The organism is Escherichia sp. WS1118, from assembly GCF_046487695.1.
Lineage (GTDB): Bacteria > Pseudomonadota > Gammaproteobacteria > Enterobacterales > Enterobacteriaceae > Escherichia > Escherichia coli.
In genome coordinates this window covers 128,035-149,908 of sequence record NZ_JBJQIZ010000005.1, presented here as the reverse complement: position 1 = coordinate 149,908, position 21,874 = coordinate 128,035, and the positions used below count along the sequence as shown (strand labels likewise).

Genomic DNA, 21,874 nt, shown 5'->3' with positions numbered 1-21,874 from the left:
CAGGGAGGCACTATGGCTTTATTGCCGGATAAAGAAAAATTGCTGCGTAATTTTTTACGCTGCGCCAACTGGGAAGAGAAATATCTCTACATTATTGAGTTGGGTCAGCGTCTGCCAGAATTACGTGACGAAGACAAAAGCCCGCAAAATAGCATCCAGGGCTGCCAGAGTCAGGTGTGGATTGTGATGCGTCAAAATGCGCAGGGAATTATTGAATTACAGGGCGACAGCGATGCGGCCATTGTAAAAGGGCTTATTGCGGTCGTCTTTATTCTTTACGATCAAATGACGCCGCAGGATATTGTCAATTTCGATGTGCGCCCGTGGTTTGAAAAAATGGCGCTCACCCAACATCTCACCCCATCACGCTCACAAGGTCTGGAAGCGATGATTCGCGCAATTCGCGCCAAAGCCGCTGCACTTAGCTAAACTAAAGGGACAGCTTTCATCCGGTTGGCTCACATTGCCGGGTGGTCAATGTTTACACTGGCCTGCACAGGAGTGTTTTGGTTTCAGGTGAACATAAGCGCCATCCGACGTTTCAGCGTGAGTCTCCGGCAAATACAGGAGGTTTACAATGAAACGCGCGTCTTTGCTTACACTCACGCTTATCGGCGCTTTTAGCGCCATCCAGGCTGCCTGGGCGGTTGATTATCCGCTACCACCAACCGGCAGTCGACTGGTTGGGCAAAATCAAACGTATACGGTGCAAGAAGGGGATAAAAACCTTCAGGCCATCGCCCGACGTTTTGATACTGCGGCAATGTTGATCCTTGAAGCCAATAACACTATCGCCCCGGTGCCAAAACCCGGTACGACGATAACTATTCCTTCACAACTATTATTACCTGATGCGCCGCGTCAGGGGATTATTGTAAACCTTGCAGAGCTGCGCCTTTATAATTATCCGCCGGGAGAAAATATCGTGCAGGTTTATCCGATAGGTATTGGTTTGCAGGGGCTGGAAACGCCGGTGATGGAAACGCGTGTGGGGCAGAAAATCCCTAACCCAACCTGGACGCCTACGGCGGGCATTCGTCAACGTTCGCTGGAACGTGGCATTAAATTACCACCAGTCGTTCCTGCCGGGCCCAATAACCCACTAGGACGTTACGCACTGCGCCTCGCGCATGGTAATGGCGAATACCTCATTCATGGCACCAGTGCGCCGGACAGCGTCGGTTTGCGCGTCAGTTCGGGCTGTATTCGCATGAATGCACCGGATATTAAAGCTTTATTCTCCAGCGTGCGGACGGGAACGCCGGTGAAAGTGATCAACGAGCCGGTGAAATATTCCGTGGAACCTAACGGGATGCGTTATGTTGAAGTACATCGACCACTATCGGCAGAAGAACAGCAGAACGTTCAGACAATGCCGTACACGCTGCCAGCAGGCTTTACGCAATTTAAAGACAATAAGGCTGTAGATCAGAAATTAGTCGATAAAGCGTTGTATCGTCGGGCAGGGTATCCGGTTGCGGTGAGCAGTGGAGCAACTCCCGCAGCCAGCAATGCGCCTTCAGTAGAGTCAGCGCAGAATGGTGAACCAGAGCAAGGGAATATGTTACGCGCGACGCAGTAGCGGTGAATAGCAGGCAAAAAAAATGGCGCACAGTGTGCGCCATTTTTCACTTCACAGGTACTATTACTTGCGGTATTTAGTAGCCATGTTGTCCAGACGCTGGTTAGCACGAGCTGCGTCATCTTTAGCAGCCTGAACGTCGGAACGCATTGCGTTCACGTCGTTGCTCAGCTGGTCAACTTTAGCGTTCAGAGTCTGAACGTCAGAAGACAGCTGATCGATTTTAGCGTTGCTGGAGCAACCTGCCAGCAGAGTAGAACCCAGGATTACCGCGCCCAGTACCAGTTTAGTAGCTTTCATTATTAATACCCTCTAGATTGAGTTAATCTCCATGTAGCGTTACAAGTATTACACAAAGTTTTTTATGTTGAGAATATTTTTTTGATGGGAAGGCACTTATTTTTGATCGTTCGCTCAAAGAAGCATCGAACGCTGGGTTTTAGATAAAAAAATTGAGAGAAAACAGGATGCTTCCATCGGATTCATCTTAGATAAAGTGAGATTATATAGTGAAATCCGATTTGATTTTTTATTGCTTCTGGTTATCGATTAAATAAAAAAAGCGCCCATCAGGGCGCTTCGATATACAAATTAATTCACAAAAGCAATATTACAGGACGTGAACAGATGCGGTGTTAGTAGTGCCGCTCGGTACCAGTGCACCAGAAACCATAACTACGACGTCACCTTTGTGTGCCAGACCGCTCTGCAGAGCCAGTTCTTTACCCAGACGGTAGAAATCATCAGTAGAAGTGATCTCTTTAACCAGCTGCGGCACAACGCCTTTGCTCAGTACCAACTGATGAGCCGTTTTTTCGTTGGTGGTCAGTGCCAGGATGGTGGCATCCGGGAAGTATTTACGTACTGCGCGAGCAGATTTACCGCCCTGGGTAGCAACCACGATCAGCGGGGCATCCAGTTTTTCAGCAGTTTCAACGGCACCACGGCATACCGCTTCGGTAATACGCAGTTTACGGTTGTCATTGTTGAACTCGAGACGGCTGTTCATCACGCGGTCGGTACGTTCGCAGATGGTCGCCATGATAGAAACCGCTTCCAGCGGGTATTTACCTTTTGCGGATTCACCAGACAGCATCACTGCGTCAGTACCGTCGAGGATGGCGTTTGCAACGTCACCGGCTTCTGCGCGAGTCGGGCGTGGGTTTTTGATCATGGAATCCAGCATCTGGGTCGCAGTGATAACAACTTTACGTGCACGGATACATTTTTCGATCATCATCTTCTGGGCGAAGATAACTTCTTCTACCGGGATTTCTACACCCAGGTCGCCACGCGCAACCATGATGCCGTCAGAGGCTTCGAGGATTTCGTCGAAGTTGTTGAGGCCTTCCTGGTTTTCGATTTTGGAGATGATGTGGATGTTTTCGCCGCCGTGCGCTTTCAGGTGCTCACGGATTTCGATAACGTCAGAACGCTTACGAATAAAGGAAGCAGCAACAAAGTCTACGCCTTGTTCGCAACCAAAGATCAGGTCCTGTTTGTCTTTTTCAGCCAGTGCTGGCAGGGCAATGGAAACGCCAGGCAGGTTCACACCTTTGTTTTCGCCCAGGTCGCCGTTGTTCAGCACTTTACAGATAACTTTGTTACCTTCAATGGCGGTAACTTCCATACCGATCAGACCGTCGTCAACCAGTACGGTGTTGCCAACAGACAGGTCAGTAGTGAAACCTTCATACGTTACCGCAACCATTTCGCTGTTGCCGATAACAGATTTATCAGTAGTGAAAGTAAAGGTCTGACCCGCTTTCAGAGAAACGTCGTTACCGCCTTCCAGTTTCATGGTGCGGATTTCTGGACCTTTGGTATCAAGCAGGATAGCGGCGGTTTTACCAGTTTTGCTCATCACGTTGCGCAGATTCTGAATGCGCTGACCGTGTTCTGCATAGTCACCATGAGAGAAGTTCAGACGCATAACGTTCATGCCAGCGTCCAGCATTTTAGCTAACATCTCTTCAGATTCGGTTTTCGGTCCGATGGTGCAAACAATTTTGGTCTTTTTCATGACAGTCTTAGTCTTTAAGTTGAGAAGGATGGGAGAAACTTGCTTTCTGGGCGCACTGCCGGAAAGCGAATCCGGTATTACGAAAGTGGTTGTGCCTCGCTCTAAGGATAGGTGACATCGAAAAAGCGTGCAGAGGAATGTGTGCTTGTGTCTCAGCCCAACGTGAGTGCCTGTTTTTGAGTCGTTGAGTTCTACAGTCCAAAGTGCTGAAACCATTCAAGAGTCAATTGGCGCGCATTATACGCTGAAATTAATCCAAAAGGAAAACAAAAACAGCGTTTCAAAAAATATACAACTTGTAAGACAATAAATTGTTATCAAAGATTCAGCGTTCCAGGGAAAAGGTTACGCAAAAACTTCGTTGTTTGCGCAACGTCTGGTGCCGGGGTTGTCAGTGTGAGGATAAGTGAAAAGTTCATCCGGTGTATAAATACATCATCGCTCAATTGCTACAGTTAAAATAATTTATCACGTTATTTGTCTGATTTTGTTTGATTTTTGTTTAGTTGGTTAGATTGATATATGCTGATAGTTGGCATGATAAATAGGTATAAAGAATGGGAAACCGGACAAAAGAGGATGAACTGTACCGAGAAATGTGCAGAGTTGTCGGTAAAGTTGTGCTGGAAATGCGCGATCTGGGGCAGGAACCAAAGCATATTGTTATCGCAGGCGTATTACGTACAGCATTAGCCAATAAACGCATTCAGCGCAGTGAGCTGGAAAAGCAGGCGATGGAAACAGTCATTAACGCACTGGTAAAATGACCATTCAGGATGAGGCGGTAAGCTTCATCCTGATATTGTTAGTTCAGTTGCGGTCCAGTTAATCATTCTAAATAACAACTGCTGAAATTATACGAATTTCGGTGTATATTTTAATTTATAGCGATAAAGTTATTTTTATTTTCTGCGATGAACTTCACAAATAATTGTCGGTTAAGTTAAATTTATTTCAAATGATAATAAATATCAGTTCACTTATAATTTCTTGCTTTGTGATTTTAATTGATAACGATCAATGTTAAGAGCCCAGAATAATCACATTATTTTTTCTCCTAACCATAAAGGATTAGTTTATCAGCGTTAAATCTTTTCTCATACACTATCGGGTTAGGGAAAATATCTGGTGCTGAGGACAGAGTCAGCAGCGTATTAGTTGAGTGCCTAATATCAGGCTGCTGAATTGTCAGCACTGTGTTTGCGAAGAGGATGCGAAATAAATGAACCCGGTTGATCGTCCACTATTAAATATTGGCTTAACGCGATTAGAATTCTTGCGTATATCAGGAAAAGGCCTTGCTGGTTTAACAATTGCCCCTGCTTTACTGTCACTTTTGGGTTGCAAACAGGAAGATATTGATAGCGGCACAGTAGGGTTGATAAATACACCCAAAGGGGTGCTGGTGACCCAACGTGCGCGATGCACGGGTTGCCACCGCTGTGAAATCTCTTGTACCAACTTCAACGATGGCTCAGTAGGGACATTCTTCTCCCGTATCAAAATCCATCGCAATTATTTCTTTGGCGACAACGGGGTTGGCTCTGGCGGCGGCCTGTATGGCGATCTCAACTATACCGCGGATACCTGCCGTCAATGCAAAGAGCCGCAATGCATGAACGTCTGCCCGATTGGTGCGATTACCTGGCAGCAGAAAGAAGGCTGTATTACCGTCGATCATAAACGTTGTATTGGCTGTAGCGCCTGTACTACGGCATGCCCGTGGATGATGGCCACCGTAAATACTGAAAGTAAAAAATCCTCGAAATGTGTGTTATGCGGTGAATGCGCAAACGCCTGCCCAACAGGGGCGTTAAAAATTATCGAGTGGAAAGATATTACTGTGTGAATCTTGCAAAGGAAAAAATCATGGCTAACGGTTGGACAGGTAATATATTAAGAGTCAATCTCACGACAGGAAATATTACCCTCGAAGATTCCAGTAAGTTTAAAAGTTTTGTCGGTGGCATGGGCTTCGGCTACAAAATTATGTATGACGAAGTACCGCCAGGCACGAAACCTTTCGATGAAGCGAATAAATTAGTTTTTGCTACCGGCCCATTAACTGGATCTGGTGCCCCCTGTAGTTCTCGCGTAAATATCACCTCACTTTCTACTTTTACCAAAGGAAATTTAGTCGTCGATGCCCATATGGGGGGCTTTTTTGCAGCGCAAATGAAATTCGCTGGATACGACGTCATTATTATCGAAGGGAAAGCGAAATCACCGGTATGGCTGAAGATTAAAGATGACAAAGTTAGCCTTGAAAAAGCCGATTTCTTATGGGGAAAAGGGACGCGCGCAACGACGGAAGAAATTTGTCGCTTGACCAGTCCGGAAACCTGTGTGACGGCTATTGGTCAGGCTGGGGAAAACCTTGTTCCTCTCTCTGGCATGTTGAATAGCCGTAACCACAGCGGCGGTGCGGGAACTGGCGCAATAATGGGTTCGAAAAACCTGAAAGCGATTGCGGTTGAAGGGACGAAAGGGGTCAACATTGCCGATCGTCAGGAGATGAAGCGTCTCAACGATTACATGATGACTGAACTTATCGGTGCGAATAACAACCATGTCGTGCCAAGTACGCCGCAATCGTGGGCAGAGTATTCAGATCCCAAGTCACGTTGGACAGCACGTAAAGGGCTGTTTTGGGGCGCGGCTGAAGGTGGTCCGATTGAAACGGGGGAAATTCCTCCAGGCAATCAGAACACGGTCGGCTTTCGTACCTATAAATCCGTTTTTGACTTAGGTCCGGCGGCAGAGAAATACACAGTAAAAATGAGTGGCTGCCACTCTTGCCCGATCCGTTGTATGACCCAAATGAATATTCCTCGGGTGAAAGAGTTTGGCGTGCCCAGCACAGGTGGTAACACTTGTGTAGCAAACTTTGTCCATACCACCATCTTCCCGAACGGGCCGAAAGATTTTGAAGATAAGGACGATGGTCGTGTGATTGGTAACCTGGTTGGTCTGAATTTGTTCGATGACTACGGCCTATGGTGTAACTACGGGCAGTTGCATCGCGACTTTACTTATTGTTACAGCAAAGGTGTGTTCAAGCGTGTTCTGCCTGCTGAAGAGTATGCGGAAATTCGCTGGGATCAACTGGAAGCGGGTGACGTTAACTTTATTAAAGATTTTTACTACCGTCTGGCGCATCGCGTGGGTGAGTTGAGTCACCTGGCTGATGGTTCATATGCCATCGCAGAACGCTGGAATTTGGGTGAAGAGTACTGGGGCTACGCGAAAAATAAACTCTGGTCGCCGTTTGGCTATCCGGTTCACCATGCCAATGAAGCGTCAGCGCAAGTCGGTTCCATTGTTAACTGTATGTTCAACCGTGACTGCATGACGCATACCCATATCAATTTTATTGGTTCCGGCTTGCCATTGAAACTGCAGCGTGAAGTGGCGAAAGAGCTTTTTGGTTCTGAAGATGCTTACGATGAAACCAAAAACTACACACCGATCAATGACGCAAAAATTAAATATGCTAAGTGGTCGCTGTTGCGGGTCTGTTTGCATAACGCCGTCACCCTGTGCAACTGGGTCTGGCCAATGACCGTTTCGCCGCTGAAAAGCCGTAATTACCGGGGCGATCTGGCACTTGAAGCCAAATTCTTCAAAGCGATCACTGGCGAAGATATGACTCAGGAAAAATTAGATTTAGCTGCAGAGCGTATCTTTACGTTGCATCGCGCCTACACGGTAAAACTGATGCAAACCAAAGATATGCGTAATGAACACGATCTTATCTGTTCCTGGGTATTCGACAAGGATCCGCAGATCCCGGTCTTTACTGAAGGTACAGACAAAATGGATCGTGACGATATGCATGCTTCGCTCACGATGTTCTACAAAGAAATGGGCTGGGACCCACAGCTTGGTTGTCCGACCCGCGAAACATTGCAGCGTCTGGGGCTGGAAGATATTGCCGCCGATCTGGCAGCACACAATCTACTGCCTGCGTAAGGAATGGGAGAGATGAACCATCAGGATGAATTGCCGTTAGCGGAAGTCAGCGAAATTGATGAGGCGAAGCGGCAATGGTTGCAGGGGATGCGTCACCCCGTTGATACGGTAACCGAACCAGAACCGGCTGAAATCCTGGCAGAGTTCATTCGCCAGCATTCTGCGGCTGGGCAGCTGGTGGCGCGCGCTGTGTTTCTCTCGCCGCCCTATTCGGTTGCAGAAGAGGAACTGTCAGTTTTGCTGGAAAACATTAAGCAGAACGGAGACTACGCGGATATCGCTTGTATGACGGGAAGCCAGGATGATTACTATTACTCAACGCAGGCCATGAGTGAAAACTACGCGGCGATGTCTTTGCAAGTTGTGGAGCAGGACATTTGTCGCGCCATTGCACACGCCGTTCGTTTTGAGTGCCAGACGTATCCTCGTCCTTACAAAGTCGCCATGCTGATGCAAGCGCCATATTACTTCCAGGAAGTGCAGATTGAAGCCGCGATCGCCACGATGGATGTTGCACCTGAATATGCCGATATACGGCAGGTGGAGTCATCGACGGCAGTGTTGTACTTGTTTAGCGAGCGATTTATGACCTATGGCAAGGCGTATGGCTTATGCGAATGGTTCGAGGTAGAGCAGTTTCAGAACCCCTGAAATTTCAGGGGGATGTCATGGATAGGGTGGACAGTTGCAGCCACTGCATTAGGGGATAATCAGATGTCCTTCACTCGACGCAAATTTGTTCTGGGGATGGGAACAGTAATCTTTTTTACTGGTTCTGCGTCTTCTCTGTTAGCGAATACGAGGCAAGAAAAGGAAGTTCGGTATGCCATGATTCATGACGAGTCACGGTGCAATGGCTGTAATATCTGCGCCCGCGCATGCCGTAAAACTAACCACGTCCCCGCTCAGGGAAGCCGTTTATCGATAGCACACATTCCAGTCATCGATAACGACAATGGAACGCAGTATCACTTTTTTCGCCAGTCATGTCAGCACTGCGAAGATGCTCCTTGCATCGACGTTTGCCCGACAGGGGCGTCGTGGCGTGATGAGCAGGGGATCGTGCGGGTAGAAAAATCGCAGTGCATCGGCTGCAGTTATTGCATTGGCGCTTGCCCGTACCAGGTTCGCTACCTTAACCCTGTCACTAAAGTGGCAGATAAATGTGATTTCTGCGCTGAGACCCGACTGGCAAAAGGCTTTCCGCCCATTTGCGTCAGTGCCTGCCCGGAACACGCATTGATCTTTGGTCACGAAGATAGCCCAGAAATTCAGGCGTGGTTGCAGGAAAATAAATACTATCAATATCAGCTACCTGGCGCCGGGAAACCGCATCTGTATCGCCGGTTCGGTCAACATTTGATTAAAAAGGAAAATGTATGAACCCGTCGCAACATGCTGAACAGTTTCAGAGCCAGTTGGCGAACTATGTGCCACAGTTCACCCCCCAATTTTGGCCGGTGTGGTTGATCATTGCCGGACTATTGCTGGTTGGGATGTGGTTGGTGCTGGGGCTACATGCCTTGCTTCGTGCTCGTGGCGTGAAGAAATCAGCCACCGATCATGGTGAGAGGATTTATCTTTACAGCAAAGCGGTCAGATTATGGCACTGGTCGAATGCGTTACTCTTTGTATTGTTGCTGGCAAGTGGGCTGATAAATCACTTTGCGCTGGTGGGCGCAACTGCGGTTAAAAGTCTGGTTGCGGTGCATGAAGTTTGCGGATTTTTGTTACTGGCATGCTGGCTCGGCTTTGTTCTGATCAATGCCGTTGGGGGTAATGGTCACCACTATCGCATTCGTCGTCAGGGGTGGCTGGAGCGAGCGGCAAAACAAACGCGATTCTATTTGTTTGGCATTATGCAGGGGGAAGAACATCCTTTCCCGGCAACAACCCAGTCTAAATTTAATCCCTTACAGCAGGTTGCCTATGTTGGTGTCATGTATGGATTGCTGCCGTTGTTACTATTGACGGGGCTGCTGTGTCTCTATCCGCAAGCCGTGGGAGATATGTTTCCTGGCGTAAGATACTGGTTATTGCAGGCGCATTTTGCTCTGGCATTTATAAGCCTCTTTTTTATCTTCGGTCATCTTTATCTTTGCACCACGGGGCGTACGCCACACGAAACCTTTAAAAGCATGGTCGATGGCTATCACCGGCACTAACGAATGATCATTACACGAGCAGACCTGCGAGAATGGCGTATCGGAGCGGTGATGTATCGCTGGTTTCTGCGCCATTTCCCACGCGGCGGTAGTTATGCCGATATTCATCATGCACTGATTGAGGAAGGATATACGGACTGGGCGGAGAGTCTGGTTGAGTATGCGTGGAAAAAATGGCTGGCGGATGAAAACTTCGCGCATCAGGAAGTTTCTTCTATGCAAAAACTGGCCACAGATCCCGGAGAGAGAGCATTTTGCAGTCAGTTTGCCCGCAGCGACGATCATGCTCGCATCGGCTGTTGTGAGGATAATGCCAGAATCGCAACTGCTGGGTATGCCGCGCAAATTGCCAGTATGGGTTATAGCGTGCGGATTGGAAGTGTCGGCTTTAACAGTCACATTGGCAGCTCCGGTGAACGCGCACGGGTTGCTGTAACCGGTAATTCTTCGCGGATAAGCAGCGCTGGAGATAGTAGTCGGATTGCGAATACCGGAATGCGAGTACGCGTTTGTACATTGGGTGAACGGTGTCATGTCGCCAGTAATGGTGACCTGGTGCAAATCGCCAGCTTTGGCGCAAACGCCAGAATTGCCAACAGCGGCGACAATGTACACATCATTGCCAGCGGTGAAAATTCAACGGTAGTGAGCACGGGCGTGGTCGACTCAATTATTCTCGGGCCAGGAGGAAGCGCCGCACTGGCATATCATGACGGCGAAAGAGTTCGCTTCGCCGTCGCCATTGAAGGTGAAAACAATATTCGAGCCGGAGTCCGCTATCGCCTTAATGAACAGCATCAGTTTGTTGAGTGCTGATAGCTTTACATTTGATTAAACGAAAGACGCCGACGAGCACGGGATGCAGGTTTTACGACCGCCCGAGCCATCGCCTCTCCAATTTCTGCACATGCCGTAAGTCCCTGAACGAAAGGCTGGTCGTGCATCAACCAGGGCAACGCGCCGAACGCTACGCGCCCACGAATATCTTCGGGTTGCTGTAACGTATAATCTTCGCCAACATCAGGGATTTCATCCCCTGTTTTCTGTAATTGTTCGCGTAGTCCAGGGAAAGGAATATCTTTCACTTTAAGCGGACGCTGCCCACGGGCATCAATAAAAACGTCAAACGAGTAGCTATTGTCTTCCGTTTTCAGGACGGTGCGCGACTCATTAATTTCCATTTCGTAGTCTTCACCGAGGGCGAGAATATGAATGATTCCCGCTTCACGTAAGGCCAGTAGTCGACGAATAGACTCTGAAGGGATTGTCGCATAATTATCGATGAAAACCCGGGCAAGGCCTTTACTGAACCGTTTATGGTCGTGTTCATTCAGATGAGGAACAATTTCCTGTACGGCTTCATGCAGGCGCAGAATGACATAACGCCAGGGAACAGTATGATTTTCTCGTTTATTGCGTTCGACCTCCTGGAGATTTTTTTCTGCCCAGTCGAATGGGTCGCGTTGTTTGCGCTCGGCAAACCAGGCTTGAGCAAAGGAATCGACATTCAGGCTTTCTAAGGCTATGCGTTGGCTCCAGTCTGGATCAGCAAATTTGATTTCCTCTACTATCAATCTAAATACCCGATCCAAAAGGCCCTCTTCGCCTTTTTGAATCTCAGCATTTAATGCTTGATCAGTGACGATGTGTAAGGGCTCGTAGGGAATAGGGCAATAGAAATCGGCTTCGGGTAAAATACCTGTGCGCGACATTAACGTAATATTTAGCTTTTCACTTGCGTTATCGCGGTGAAAAATGACGTGTTGTTTATCATCTTCAATGAACGAACCATGCTGAATAGCCACTGCCATTGCCGCATCCAGTCCGCTCAAGGATGTTCCCATAATACCCACGTTACACGCATCGACCTTTGCTTCCATCAGGCCTGACCACGGGCTGGGAAAATACGTTCTGGTTGCTTCTTCTTCATCAGGCCAGACGTGCCCCGTTGCGATCACCACTAAATCAAACGTCTCGCTGGGTAAATCCAGATTTGTAGCGAGCATGACGCCAGCATTTGTAATTTGCAGATCGGTAACCTGGCATGATTCATAAACAGCCACTGCAAATTTTTGCTGTCGTGCCTGGTCTACTAATCGTAAAAATTGATCGCGGAAATATTCGCCCAGCAGAATTCGCGGTAAAAACTGACGATCGTGCAAAGTTTCTTTTTTAACGCCATAACGTTGGAGATGGCTGGCTTCTTGCTTTTGTAGCCATTCGAGATACGTACAATAAATCGGCGGTATTTCAATACTGGCAATATTTGCCAGCATCAGTTTTGAGTTTTCCTCATCACTGTATGGCATCCCGACACCGGCTTCATCAGCCTGCTCGAAGATAGAAATAGAAAGTGGCGTTTGTTGCTGTAGAAGCGAGAATAAGGTGTAGATCCCCGTAGGCCCGGCACCCACAATAGCAATTTTTTTCATTGTTACTTACCTGTACGCATTCTTTCGAATTTAGTGTTATCAGATAAGTTTGGTTGAGATTTTTAGAATTTGAGAAATTTCAGACAGGGATGAAAAGGGCGCTAACCGCCCTTGATTAAATTCTGTCAGGCGAGTTTTGCCTGATTGATTTGACTCAGTGGCTCATTGACATCGAAAACTTTGGCGACAACTTCCTCAACGCCGAGATTTTTCAGTCGGGCAGTATGTTTTTCCAGATAGGCAAGGGCGCTTTTTTCATCAGTAAAAAGGTAGATCCCACCGGCTTCGTGGTTCTTTTCACTTTCTGTCCATACCTTCCACAGAAAACTAGGTTCCTGATTAATCGACTCAGCAAGAGGTTTAAGCTGCTCAGCCATTGCGTCGCCAAATGGGCCATTGAAAGAAAAATGAAGTTGTAACAAAGTTGCCATAGCGATTCTCCTTCTGATAACGCATACGAAGACAGTGTAAATCTTTTAACGTATTGGATACAGAGAAGAAACATAGGGAAAAAAGGAGAAGACCAGATTAAGAAAATCTGGTGCGTCCGAGTGGACTCGAACCACCGACCCCCACCATGTCAAGGTGGTGCTCTAACCAACTGAGCTACGGACGCAGGATGGTGCGTTCAATTGGACTCGAACCAACGACCCCCACCATGTCAAGGTGGTGCTCTAACCAACTGAGCTATGAACGCAACGTTGTAGGTGACAACGGGGACGAATATTAGCGGCAGAGTGGGAAGGTGGCAAGAGGCAAAACGTAATTTTCTGCGCTATTTCGACCGTTTGCAGAGCTTTTAAGCAAATTGGCTATATTTTGTTGATTTGCAAGGGTGATTTTTATTCAGGATCGCATTTACATCTGACACAACCCAATAATCCGTGTATCAGAGTTTAAACAGAGTTGTTTGCCACCATCTCAAATCTGTCGTGGATAAATCCTTCGTAGCCTTTACACTTAGGTAGCAATAAAGGCACACAGATGCAGCAAAGGAATAAATCATGGGATCTGATGCGAAAAACTTGATGAGCGACGGGAACGTGCAAATTGTTAAGACCGGCGAGGTTATTGGCGCGACGCAACTTACTGAAGGCGAGTTGATTGTTGAAGCTGGCGGAAGAGCCGAAAATACCGTGGTCACGGGGGCTGGCTGGTTGAAAGTGGCAACCGGTGGGATAGCCAAATGCACACAGTACGGTAACAATGGCACACTATCGGTCAGCGACGGTGCCATTGCCACAGATATTGTTCAGTCCGAGGGAGGCGCAATTAGTCTCTCTACTCTCGCTACGGTTAATGGCCGCCATCCCGAAGGTGAATTCAGCGTTGATAAAGGTTATGCCTGCGGTTTGTTGCTGGAAAACGGCGGTAACCTGCGTGTACTGGAAGGCCATCGCGCGGAAAAAATCATTCTCGATCAAGAGGGCGGCCTGTTGGTCAATGGGACAACCTCAGCGGTCGTGGTAGATGAAGGTGGTGAATTGTTGGTGTATCCAGGTGGGGAAGCCTGCAATTGTGAGATTAATCAGGGCGGCGTTTTTATGCTGGCGGGGAAAGCCAGTGATACGTTGCTTGCTGGTGGCACCATGAATAATCTCGGTGGTGAAGACTCTGACACTATTGTTGAGAATGGATCCATTTATCGTCTGGGGACGGATGGTATTCAGCTCTACAGTTCCGGTAAGACGCAAAACCTGTCCGTTAATGTGGGTGGTCGGGCTGAAGTGCATGCTGGTACGCTGGAAAACGCGGTAATACAAGGTGGGACAGTGATTTTGTTGTCACCCACCAGCGCGGACGAAAATTTTGTCGTAGAGGAAGATCGTGCACCGGTTGAACTGACCGGGAGTGTTGCATTACTGGACGGCGCTTCAATGATTATTGGCTATGGCGCAGAGCTGCAACAATCAACGATTACTGTACAGCAGGGCGGTGTGTTGATTCTCGACGGCAGTACGGTAAAAGGTGACAGTGTCACTTTTGGTATTGGTAACATCAATCTGAATGGCGGAAAACTGTGGCTGATCACTGATGCGGCAACGCAGGTGCAACTGAAAGTGAAACGCCTGCGTGGAGAGGGAGCCATTTGCCTGCAAACCAGTGCGAAAGAAATTTCACCTGACTTCATCAATGTGAAAGGGGAAGTTACCGGTGATATACACGTTGAGATAACAGATGCCAGTCGGCAAACTCTGTGTAACTCTCTGAAATTACAGCCAGACCAAGATGGCATCGGCGCAACGCTCCAGCCTGCGTAAAAACACAGGCGCAACCCGTGAAGGTTGCGCCTTGTCTTTATTAGCGGGATGCTCGTTGCAGAATGATGGCTGACGGCAGACGTTGCAGGAACCGCATACGCAGCATCATCATAATGGCTGCCGACGTCAGGCCAATAATAAAGCCTATCCAGAAGCCTGCTGGCCCCATAGGTTCAACGACCAGATCGGTCAGTGCCAGAATATAGCCGCTTGGCAAGCCCAGCACCCAGTAAGCCGTAAAGGTGATATAGAAAATGGAACGCGTATCTTTATAACCACGCAAAATTCCACTGCCAATCACCTGGATAGAGTCAGAAATCTGATATACCGCCGCCAGCAACATCAAATGTGCAGCCAGCGTTACAACCTCGGGATTGTCGTTGTACAACAGGGCGATTTGCTCCCGCAGTGAAACCGTGAATATGGCCGTCAGGGTTGCCATACAGACACCCACCATAAGCCCGGTCCGCGCAGCGGTTTGCGCATCCAGCGTTGAGCCTTGACCCAGACGATAACCTACGCGGATGGTTACCGCTGCCGCCAGCGACATGGGAAGCACGAACATCAGTGAACTAAAGTTCAGGGCAATCTGATGTCCTGCGACATCAACAATACCGAGCGGAGACACTAACAGAGCCACGACGGCAAACAGCGTTACTTCAAAGAACAGTGCCAGCGCAATTGGCAAACCGAGTTGAATCAGTCGTTTCATAACCGCAGGATCGGGCTTCGCGGTGCCTTTTTCGTTACGAATATCGCGCATCGAGCGGGCGCGTTTAATGTAAGAAACCATGGCAAGGAACATGACCCAATACACCGCCGCAGTAGCCACGCCACAACCAACTCCACCGAGCTCAGGCATACCGAAATGACCATAAATAAAGATATAGTTAACCGGAATGTTCACCAGCAGGCCGATAAAGCCCATCACCATACCCGGCTTGGTTTTTGCCAGACCTTCACACTGGTTACGGGCAACCTGGAAGAAAAGATAGCCCGGCGCGCCCCATAGCAACGCACGCAGATAACCCACGGCTTTGTCCGCCAGAGCCGGATCGATGTTTTCCATGGAGCGGATAATGTAGCCTGCATTCCACAGCACCAGCATAATGAGAACGGAAACAAAACCCGCCAGCCAGAAACCTTGTCGCACCTGATGCGCAATGCGCTCACGTCGACCGGAACCATTTAATTGCGCGATAACCGGCGTTAATGCCAGCAGCAGTCCGTGACCAAAGAGGATCGCCGGAAGCCAGATAGAAGTACCGATAGCGACCGCCGCCATGTCGGTGGCACTATAGCCGCCCGCCATCACGGTATCGACAAAACCCATCGCAGTTTGGGCGATTTGCGCGAGAATCACCGGGATTGCTAATGCTAATAACAGACGCGCTTCACTGATATACTTCTGCACGTGAACACCTTTTATTTGTAGTTATATGAGAGACTAAAAAGCCGCCTGAATGGGCAGCAAAAAGAAGAAGCAGGGGAAGTTCAGTCTATTGTAGCGAGGATTTATTAATTCTCCAGTGAAAAAATAGCCATTCTTACCCCTTCACTGGTAAGGGCGTTTTCCACCTGCTATTGTGCTGAACAGAATGTCTTAACTGATTTCAGGAGTTGTAAGTATGTTTACGGGGATTGTACAGGGCACCGCAAAACTGGTGTCGATTGACGAGAAACCAAATTTTCGCACGCATGTGGTGGAGTTACCCGACCACATGCTGGACGGTCTGGAAACCGGTGCTTCCGTGGCGCATAACGGTTGCTGCCTGACCGTGACGGAAATTAACGGCAACCATGTCAGTTTTGACCTGATGAAAGAAACGTTACGCATTACTAATCTTGGCGATTTAAAAGTGGGGGATTGGGTAAACGTTGAGCGTGCGGCGAAATTCAGCGATGAAATTGGCGGACACTTAATGTCAGGTCATATTATGACCACCGCTGAAGTAGCGAAAATATTAACCTCGGAAAATAATCGTCAGATCTGGTTTAAAGTCCAGGATAGTCAGTTGATGAAATATATCCTGTACAAAGGATTTATTGGCATCGACGGTATTAGCCTGACCGTCGGCGAAGTCACGCCAACGCGTTTTTGCGTCCATTTAATTCCGGAAACACTCGAACGCACGACTCTTGGGAAGAAAAAACTCGGCGCACGCGTCAACATTGAAATCGATCCACAAACTCAGGCAGTGGTAGATACGGTAGAACGTGTGCTGGCGGCACGAGAAAATGCCATGAATCAACCAGGTACAGAAGCCTGATCTGAAATCGCCCCCGGAGAGGGGGCGATAGAATAGCCTTTAGCGAGCGACTCGAAGGCCGTTTTCAACACCGCGTGAGAACACGACCTGCCAGAGCTGAATATCACGGGCGCGGAAAGCACCTGCACAGGCATTCAGATAATAGGTAAACATCCGTTTAAAGCGTTCACTGTAGTTATCCGCAATTTCTGGCCATGCGGCGAGGAATCGTTCATACCACGCCATCAATGTAGTATCGTAATCAGCACCGAAGTTATGCCAGTCTTCCATCACAAAGTGGGGTTCGCTGGACTGAGCAATCTGGCGTACAGAGGGCAGGCAACCGTTCGGAAAAATATATTTATTAATCCAGGGATCAACATTCAGATCGGTTTTTTTCGAACCGATGGTATGGAGCAGGAATATACCTTCCGGTTTCAAATTACGATCCACCACCGCAAAATAGGTATCGTAATTTTTCGGTCCGACGTGTTCGAACATCCCCACAGAAACAATACGATCAAACTGGTCGTTCAGGTCACGATAATCTTGCAGCAAAATGGTGACATCCAGGCCTTCACAGCGTTCCTGAGCCATTTTTTGCTGTTCGGCAGAAATGGTGACGCCGACCACGCTTACGTCATAATTAGACGCCATGTAGTGCGCCAGTCCACCCCAGCCACAGCCAATATCCAGTACGCGCATCCCTGGTTTTAACTGCAATTTTTCACAAATCATTTTGAGCTTCGCCTGCTGGGCTGATTCCAGATTATCGGCATCTTTCCAGTAAGCACAGGAATATTGCATGAAGGGATCAAGCATGCGGCTGAACAAGTCATTACCCAAATCGTAATGCTCTTTGCCGACTATCCAGGCACGTTTTTTACTCTGCAGATTGAAGAGACGAGCGCCGGCAATACGTAGCGTGTCTTTGAAATGATGGGGAAGTTGGTTCTCGAGACCTGCGCGTAAGACTTTGCTAAAAAACATATCCAGTCGGTCACATTCCCACCAGCCATCCATATAACTTTCGCCTAACCCCAAAGAACCTTCCTGCAGAACGCGTTTAAAAAAATCGGGGTTTTTGACACGAATATCCGCCGGGGCAGAACCGTTAATGGCTATACCGGCACGGCTAAGTAATTCGTTGGCGATACGGTACCAGTTGTCATCCGGTACACTGACTTCTTCTATACACGATGAACTCATAGTTTCTCCATCACTGGTCGGTGATCAGAACCTTAAAACAGCGTAGACGCTTTTTGGGCTTTGTGAGAAATCTCGCAGAAAAAACCGCGAGTCTATAATCCGACGTAGAACAGAGGGAAAGGAGGAACCCTTGCCGAAATGACCATCCATAGTGAGTCGGGAACGATCCTGTCCCCGTAATAACATAATATTTATCGTAGTTTTAACAACTCGAAATTAGTATAGGCCGCTAATTTCAATCATACAACAAAATTTTGTTAGCAGCCTAAGTATAAGTATATCGATATAGATCAGTGTGATTCGCTATGAGCGACTTCGGCATTGCCATGATTCTGGCAGCCAACTTCTTCACAACGTTGCATCATGTAACCCAGAGCGACCAGCACTACTGTTGATAACATCACGCTGGTGGTGGTGAGCAATGGCGTGCTGATACTGATAAGCCAGGAAACTACCAGACTTGCGAGGAAGCACAGACCCAGTTGCAGAGTGTTCTGCAACGCTGCGGCGCGACCGGTTGCATGTGGGAAGGGACGCAGCGCCTGGGCGACAACAATCGGGTAGATCGCACCGTTGGCAATCGCCATCACACAGAATGGGATCAGGATTTCGACCAGCGACACATGGCTAATGAAGCCCGCAGCCCAGGTCGCAATGACGCTGACAGCAAACAGTACCAGCAACCACGGTAATAACTGCTTGCCTTGCCATTTCTGCAGCGCGGCACGACAGCCATAACCACCAATCAGAAACGCGATAGTTTGCGGGACATAACTTAAACCAATAACTGCCGGACTGTAACCCATTTCACTAAGGATGAACGGTGAACCGGTCAGCCATGCAAAAAAACTGGCTGAACAGGCCGCGTATATCAGCACGTTGCCGCGATAGGTTTTAGAACGTAGCAGGTCGGTAAAGGTCAGACCATCCTGACTATTGTTACGGGCCTTCGTCGTGGGTTTGAGCCAGAAAATAGGCAGAATCAGCACCACGGTAATGGCAAACAGGGTGGCGAAAATCGCCTGCCAGGAAAAATGGACCAGCAGCCAGCTTCCTAACAGAGGAGCCAATGCCGGAGACAGACCCACCAGCGGCATGATGGTCGCAAAAATACGGTTAACTTTCTGTGAAGGATAATAATCTGTCACTAATGCTTGCCAGATAACCGCCGCGGCGCAGACACCCACAGCCTGTACAAAACGCAATATCAGCAGCGTGGCGGCGTTTTCTACCCACAGCATCCCCAGACTACCTAACGCAAAAATTGTCAGGCCGATGAATAACACCGGTTTACGACCATAACGGTCGGAGAGTGGCCCCCACAGAAGCTGGGCTGCGGCAAAACCGGCAAGGAACAGACTAAGGCTGGCACTGACAGCAGACGCAGGCGTTTGCAGGTCGGCCTGTATGGCGGCGAAAGCAGGCAGATACATATCGGTTGCCAGAAAACCGAGTACGCTCAAACCTGCCAGCCAGACTAAAAATCTTTTCCCAGGTTGCATGTATATTCTCTAAATCTCTCAATTAAACACCGCCGCAAAGTGTAGGGAGTGAAATTAGTGTTGTGAAACGGTAATATTTGATGATTGGTTTCAAAAATTTTGCAGGCAGACTATGTGGTCAGAATATTCTCTGGAAGTTGTTGATGCGGTAGCGCGTAATGGTAGTTTTAGCGCCGCAGCCCAGGAGTTGCATCGCGTTCCTTCTGCGGTCAGCTACACCGTGCGTCAGCTGGAAGAGTGGCTGGCGGTGCCGCTTTTTGAACGACGTCACCGTGATGTGGAACTGACCGCTGCCGGGGCGTGGTTTCTCAAAGAAGGACGCTCTGTTGTCAAAAAAATGCAGATCACCCGCCAGCAATGTCAGCAGATAGCGAACGGCTGGCGCGGTCAGTTAGCTATCGCAGTGGATAATATTGTCAGGCCAGAGCGAACACGGCAGATGATCGTTGATTTTTATCGCCATTTTGATGATGTCGAACTTCTTGTCTTTCAGGAAGTGTTCAACGGTGTCTGGGATGCACTTTCCGACGGGCGCGTGGAACTGGCGATTGGCGCAACACGCGCGATTCCGGTAGGCGGTCGTTATGCCTTCCGGGATATGGGGATGTTAAGCTGGAGTTGCGTTGTTGCCAGCCACCACCCGCTGGCGTTGATGGATGGCCCGTTCAGCGATGATACGTTGCGCAACTGGCCGTCGTTGGTGCGCGAAGACACCTCGCGAACGCTACCTAAACGTATTACCTGGTTGCTGGATAACCAAAAAAGACTTGTCGTGCCTGACTGGGAATCATCGGCAACCTGTATCTCGGCAGGATTATGCATAGGGATGGTGCCAACACATTTCGCCAAACCGTGGCTTAATGAGGGGAAGTGGGTAGCACTAGAACTGGAAAACCCCTTCCCGGATTCGGCATGTTGTCTGACATGGCAGCAAAATGATATGTCGCCTGCGTTAACCTGGTTGCTTGAGTATCTCGGCGATAGTGAGACGCTGAATAAGGAGTGGCTGCGGGAGCCGGAAGAGACTCCCGCAACAGGTGATTAACGACGATAGTCGCGGAACGGGCCGTCAGCCACGGAGCGGCGTTCAATCAACCGCGGATGCACTTCAATGGACTGCGGTTCTTCACGTTTGTTGACGATACGATCCAACAGCATGTTGAACGCTGTTTCGCCCAGCGAATCTTTTGGCTGATGGATCGTGGTCAGCGCCGGCGTAAAATAGCGGGCGTTGCGCACGTTATCATAACCGATCAGCGAAACATCCTGCGGCACGCGCAGACCCATTTCATCAGCAGCACAAAGTGCGCCCATTGCCATGATATCGCCACCACAGAAGACGGCAGTAGGGCGATGCGACTGCGACAGGATTTGCTGCATGGCGCGATAACCGGATTCAGGTTCAAAGTCACCCTGCACAATCCAGCTTTCCGGCACTTTGATCATCGCTTCTTCCATCGCCTTCATAAAACCGGCAAGGCGGCCTGCGCCGGTGTTACGTTCCAGCGGGCCAGGGATAACGCCGATTTCGCGATGACCGCGTTCAATCAGATAACGCCCGGCCATGTAGCCGCCTTCGAATGCGTTATCAATGACCGCATCGGTGAAGTCAGCTTTTGCTTCACCCCAGTCCATCACCACCATTGGGATATGGCGATACTCTTCCAGCATCGCCAGCAACGGCTCTGGGTACTCAGAACACATCACCAGCAGACCATCGACGCGTTTTTGCGCCATCATCGACAGATAAGCCCGCTGTTTCTCAAGATTGTTCCACGCATTGCCCAGAATCAGGGTGTAACCTTTCTGGAAGCAATTTTTTTCGACCGCTTCAATGATCTCGGCAAAATAGGCCGCTTCGCTGCTGGTCGCCAGCAAACCGATAGACTTGGTGTGGTTAACCTTCAAGCTACGCGCCACCGCGCTAGGGGAGTAGTGTAATTCTTTGATTGCTGCCCACACGGCATTGCGCGTTTCTTCAGCGACGAAACGTGTTTTGTTGATCACGTGTGACACAGTTGTAGTTGAAACGTTTGCTCGTTTCGCTACATCTTTTATTGTTGCCATTCCATTTCACTCCAGACCCTAACTTCAGCTCCTGCAAATTCGCAAGGTAAACGTTTGCCTTTACACACCTTACGCACAACAAAAATGTTGCGGTACGCCGGAAAAACGACACGGAGCGTCAGGAAGGGGTCAATGGCCAGTACGCAAATAATGTAAGCGTGGAATTTTGGCCGATCTTGACGAAAAGGGGAAGTAGTAAAAACACTTATCATTATAAATGACGGGAGATTTTTTCATCACAGTGTGTAAAAATGCGTAATATCACTTTTTGTGTGGTAATAAAAAAGGAGAAAACTTGATGAGCACCGACCTTAAATTTTCACTGGTAACAACGATTATCGTCCTCGGTTTGATCGTGGCCGTGGGTTTGACTGCCGCGCTGCACTGATTTCCTCTCGAGGGAGCGCGTTCT

The 21,874-nt window shown here is 48.7% G+C and carries 22 protein-coding genes and 2 tRNA genes; 13 read left to right on the top strand and 11 right to left on the bottom strand.

Translation table 11 applies throughout. The features are described from left to right. The first annotated feature begins 12 nt into the window (after nucleotides 1–12). Both sufE and ldtE read left to right on the top strand, forming a co-directional pair. Nucleotides 13–429: a cysteine desulfuration protein SufE gene (gene sufE / locus ACJHYO_RS10995; protein WP_001196522.1), complete on the top strand. Its 417-nt coding sequence runs from the start codon at nucleotides 13–15 to the stop codon at nucleotides 427–429. Nucleotides 430–577: 148 nt separating this feature from the next. Further along, nucleotides 578–1,582, top strand: coding sequence for a L,D-transpeptidase LdtE (ldtE, locus tag ACJHYO_RS10990; protein ID WP_000817083.1), 1,005 nt, complete (start codon nucleotides 578–580; stop codon nucleotides 1,580–1,582). Nucleotides 1,583–1,645: 63 nt separating this feature from the next. On the opposite strand, the gene lpp is transcribed toward ldtE, so the two are convergent. The 3 genes from lpp to ACJHYO_RS10975 form a co-directional block, all read right to left on the bottom strand. After that, a complete protein-coding gene (gene lpp, locus ACJHYO_RS10985; RefSeq protein ID WP_000648420.1) occupies nucleotides 1,646–1,882 on the bottom strand; it encodes a murein lipoprotein Lpp in 237 nt (78 codons plus the stop codon). A gap of 310 nt (nucleotides 1,883–2,192) precedes the next feature. Then, nucleotides 2,193–3,605: a pyruvate kinase PykF gene (gene pykF, locus ACJHYO_RS10980; RefSeq protein ID WP_001295403.1), complete on the bottom strand. Its 1,413-nt coding sequence runs from the start codon at nucleotides 3,603–3,605 to the stop codon at nucleotides 2,193–2,195. Nucleotides 3,606–3,612: 7 nt separating this feature from the next. Beyond that, complete coding sequence (locus ACJHYO_RS10975; protein ID WP_242788909.1) at nucleotides 3,613–3,807, bottom strand: hypothetical protein; 195 nt, start codon at nucleotides 3,805–3,807, stop codon at nucleotides 3,613–3,615. Nucleotides 3,808–4,162: 355 nt separating this feature from the next. Between ACJHYO_RS10975 and fumD the strand changes: the two genes are divergently transcribed. The 7 genes from fumD to ydhT all read left to right on the top strand — a co-directional run bounded on the left by fumD (nucleotide 4,163) and on the right by ydhT (nucleotide 10,558). Next, nucleotides 4,163–4,372: a fumarate hydratase FumD gene (fumD, locus tag ACJHYO_RS10970; RefSeq protein WP_000528342.1), complete on the top strand. Its 210-nt coding sequence runs from the start codon at nucleotides 4,163–4,165 to the stop codon at nucleotides 4,370–4,372. Between the two features lie 455 nt (nucleotides 4,373–4,827). Next, nucleotides 4,828–5,454 carry a ferredoxin-like protein gene (locus tag ACJHYO_RS10965; protein WP_001070247.1) on the top strand — a complete coding sequence of 209 codons (627 nt, stop codon included), beginning with the start codon at nucleotides 4,828–4,830 and terminating at the stop codon, nucleotides 5,452–5,454. Between the two features lie 20 nt (nucleotides 5,455–5,474). Further along, nucleotides 5,475–7,577: an aldehyde ferredoxin oxidoreductase gene (locus tag ACJHYO_RS10960; protein WP_001273548.1), complete on the top strand. Its 2,103-nt coding sequence runs from the start codon at nucleotides 5,475–5,477 to the stop codon at nucleotides 7,575–7,577. A gap of 12 nt (nucleotides 7,578–7,589) precedes the next feature. Further along, nucleotides 7,590–8,228, top strand: coding sequence for a YdhW family putative oxidoreductase system protein (locus ACJHYO_RS10955; protein WP_410232467.1), 639 nt, complete (start codon nucleotides 7,590–7,592; stop codon nucleotides 8,226–8,228). A 63-nt stretch (nucleotides 8,229–8,291) separates the two neighbouring features. Then, entirely contained in the window at nucleotides 8,292–8,960 is a 669-nt protein-coding gene (locus ACJHYO_RS10950) for a 4Fe-4S dicluster domain-containing protein (RefSeq protein ID WP_001529207.1), read from the top strand. After that, nucleotides 8,957–9,742: a thiosulfate reductase cytochrome B subunit gene (phsC, locus tag ACJHYO_RS10945; RefSeq protein WP_001070013.1), complete on the top strand. Its 786-nt coding sequence runs from the start codon at nucleotides 8,957–8,959 to the stop codon at nucleotides 9,740–9,742. Before ACJHYO_RS10950 ends, phsC begins: the two co-directional genes overlap by 4 nt. Before the next feature lie 3 nt (nucleotides 9,743–9,745). Next, nucleotides 9,746–10,558, top strand: a complete 813-nt coding sequence (ydhT, locus tag ACJHYO_RS10940) for a protein YdhT (protein ID WP_000587573.1) — start codon at nucleotides 9,746–9,748, stop codon at nucleotides 10,556–10,558. Nucleotides 10,559–10,563: 5 nt separating this feature from the next. Here the strand turns inward: ydhT and ACJHYO_RS10935 are convergent, their stop codons facing one another. The 4 genes from ACJHYO_RS10935 to ACJHYO_RS10920 all read right to left on the bottom strand — a co-directional run bounded on the left by ACJHYO_RS10935 (nucleotide 10,564) and on the right by ACJHYO_RS10920 (nucleotide 12,871). Beyond that, a complete protein-coding gene (locus tag ACJHYO_RS10935) occupies nucleotides 10,564–12,174 on the bottom strand; it encodes an FAD-NAD(P)-binding protein (RefSeq protein ID WP_001533297.1) in 1,611 nt (536 codons plus the stop codon). A 125-nt stretch (nucleotides 12,175–12,299) separates the two neighbouring features. After that, the gene (locus ACJHYO_RS10930) at nucleotides 12,300–12,605 is read right to left on the bottom strand and encodes a monooxygenase (RefSeq protein ID WP_085455365.1); all 306 of its coding nucleotides are present in this window, start codon (nucleotides 12,603–12,605) and stop codon (nucleotides 12,300–12,302) included. A 108-nt stretch (nucleotides 12,606–12,713) separates the two neighbouring features. After that, nucleotides 12,714–12,790 (bottom strand) — tRNA-Val (locus ACJHYO_RS10925). Between the two features lie 4 nt (nucleotides 12,791–12,794). Beyond that, nucleotides 12,795–12,871, bottom strand: a tRNA-Val gene (locus ACJHYO_RS10920). Nucleotides 12,872–13,178: 307 nt separating this feature from the next. On the opposite strand from ACJHYO_RS10920, the gene ACJHYO_RS10915 reads away from it, so the two are divergent. Continuing rightward, entirely contained in the window at nucleotides 13,179–14,435 is a 1,257-nt protein-coding gene (locus ACJHYO_RS10915) for an AIDA repeat-containing protein (RefSeq protein WP_001533296.1), read from the top strand. A 40-nt stretch (nucleotides 14,436–14,475) separates the two neighbouring features. On the opposite strand, the gene mdtK is transcribed toward ACJHYO_RS10915, so the two are convergent. Further along, on the bottom strand, nucleotides 14,476–15,849 hold the full coding sequence (mdtK, locus tag ACJHYO_RS10910) for a multidrug efflux MATE transporter MdtK (protein WP_001174940.1): 1,374 nt from the start codon (nucleotides 15,847–15,849) through the stop codon (nucleotides 14,476–14,478). A 214-nt stretch (nucleotides 15,850–16,063) separates the two neighbouring features. Between mdtK and ribE the strand changes: the two genes are divergently transcribed. After that, nucleotides 16,064–16,705: a riboflavin synthase gene (gene ribE, locus ACJHYO_RS10905; RefSeq protein ID WP_000493947.1), complete on the top strand. Its 642-nt coding sequence runs from the start codon at nucleotides 16,064–16,066 to the stop codon at nucleotides 16,703–16,705. A gap of 39 nt (nucleotides 16,706–16,744) precedes the next feature. Here the strand turns inward: ribE and cfa are convergent, their stop codons facing one another. After that, complete coding sequence (gene cfa, locus ACJHYO_RS10900) at nucleotides 16,745–17,893, bottom strand: cyclopropane fatty acyl phospholipid synthase (RefSeq protein WP_000098896.1); 1,149 nt, start codon at nucleotides 17,891–17,893, stop codon at nucleotides 16,745–16,747. Nucleotides 17,894–18,183: 290 nt separating this feature from the next. Next, on the bottom strand, nucleotides 18,184–19,395 hold the full coding sequence (gene punC / locus ACJHYO_RS10895; RefSeq protein WP_001182336.1) for a purine nucleoside transporter PunC: 1,212 nt from the start codon (nucleotides 19,393–19,395) through the stop codon (nucleotides 18,184–18,186). A 112-nt stretch (nucleotides 19,396–19,507) separates the two neighbouring features. Here punC and punR point away from each other — a divergent pair, with 112 nt between their 5' ends. After that, complete coding sequence (gene punR, locus ACJHYO_RS10890; RefSeq protein WP_000269493.1) at nucleotides 19,508–20,440, top strand: DNA-binding transcriptional activator PunR; 933 nt, start codon at nucleotides 19,508–19,510, stop codon at nucleotides 20,438–20,440. Here the strand turns inward: punR and purR are convergent. Beyond that, nucleotides 20,437–21,462 (bottom strand): HTH-type transcriptional repressor PurR, encoded by a 1,026-nt coding sequence (gene purR / locus ACJHYO_RS10885; RefSeq protein WP_000190985.1) that lies wholly within the window; start codon nucleotides 21,460–21,462, stop codon nucleotides 20,437–20,439. The two genes, punR and purR, sit on opposite strands and share 4 nt — an antisense overlap. Before the next feature lie 298 nt (nucleotides 21,463–21,760). Here purR and cydH point away from each other — a divergent pair, with 298 nt between their 5' ends. After that, a complete protein-coding gene (cydH, locus tag ACJHYO_RS10880; protein ID WP_000102278.1) occupies nucleotides 21,761–21,850 on the top strand; it encodes a cytochrome bd-I accessory subunit CydH in 90 nt (29 codons plus the stop codon). Nucleotides 21,851–21,874: the final 24 nt, after the last annotated feature.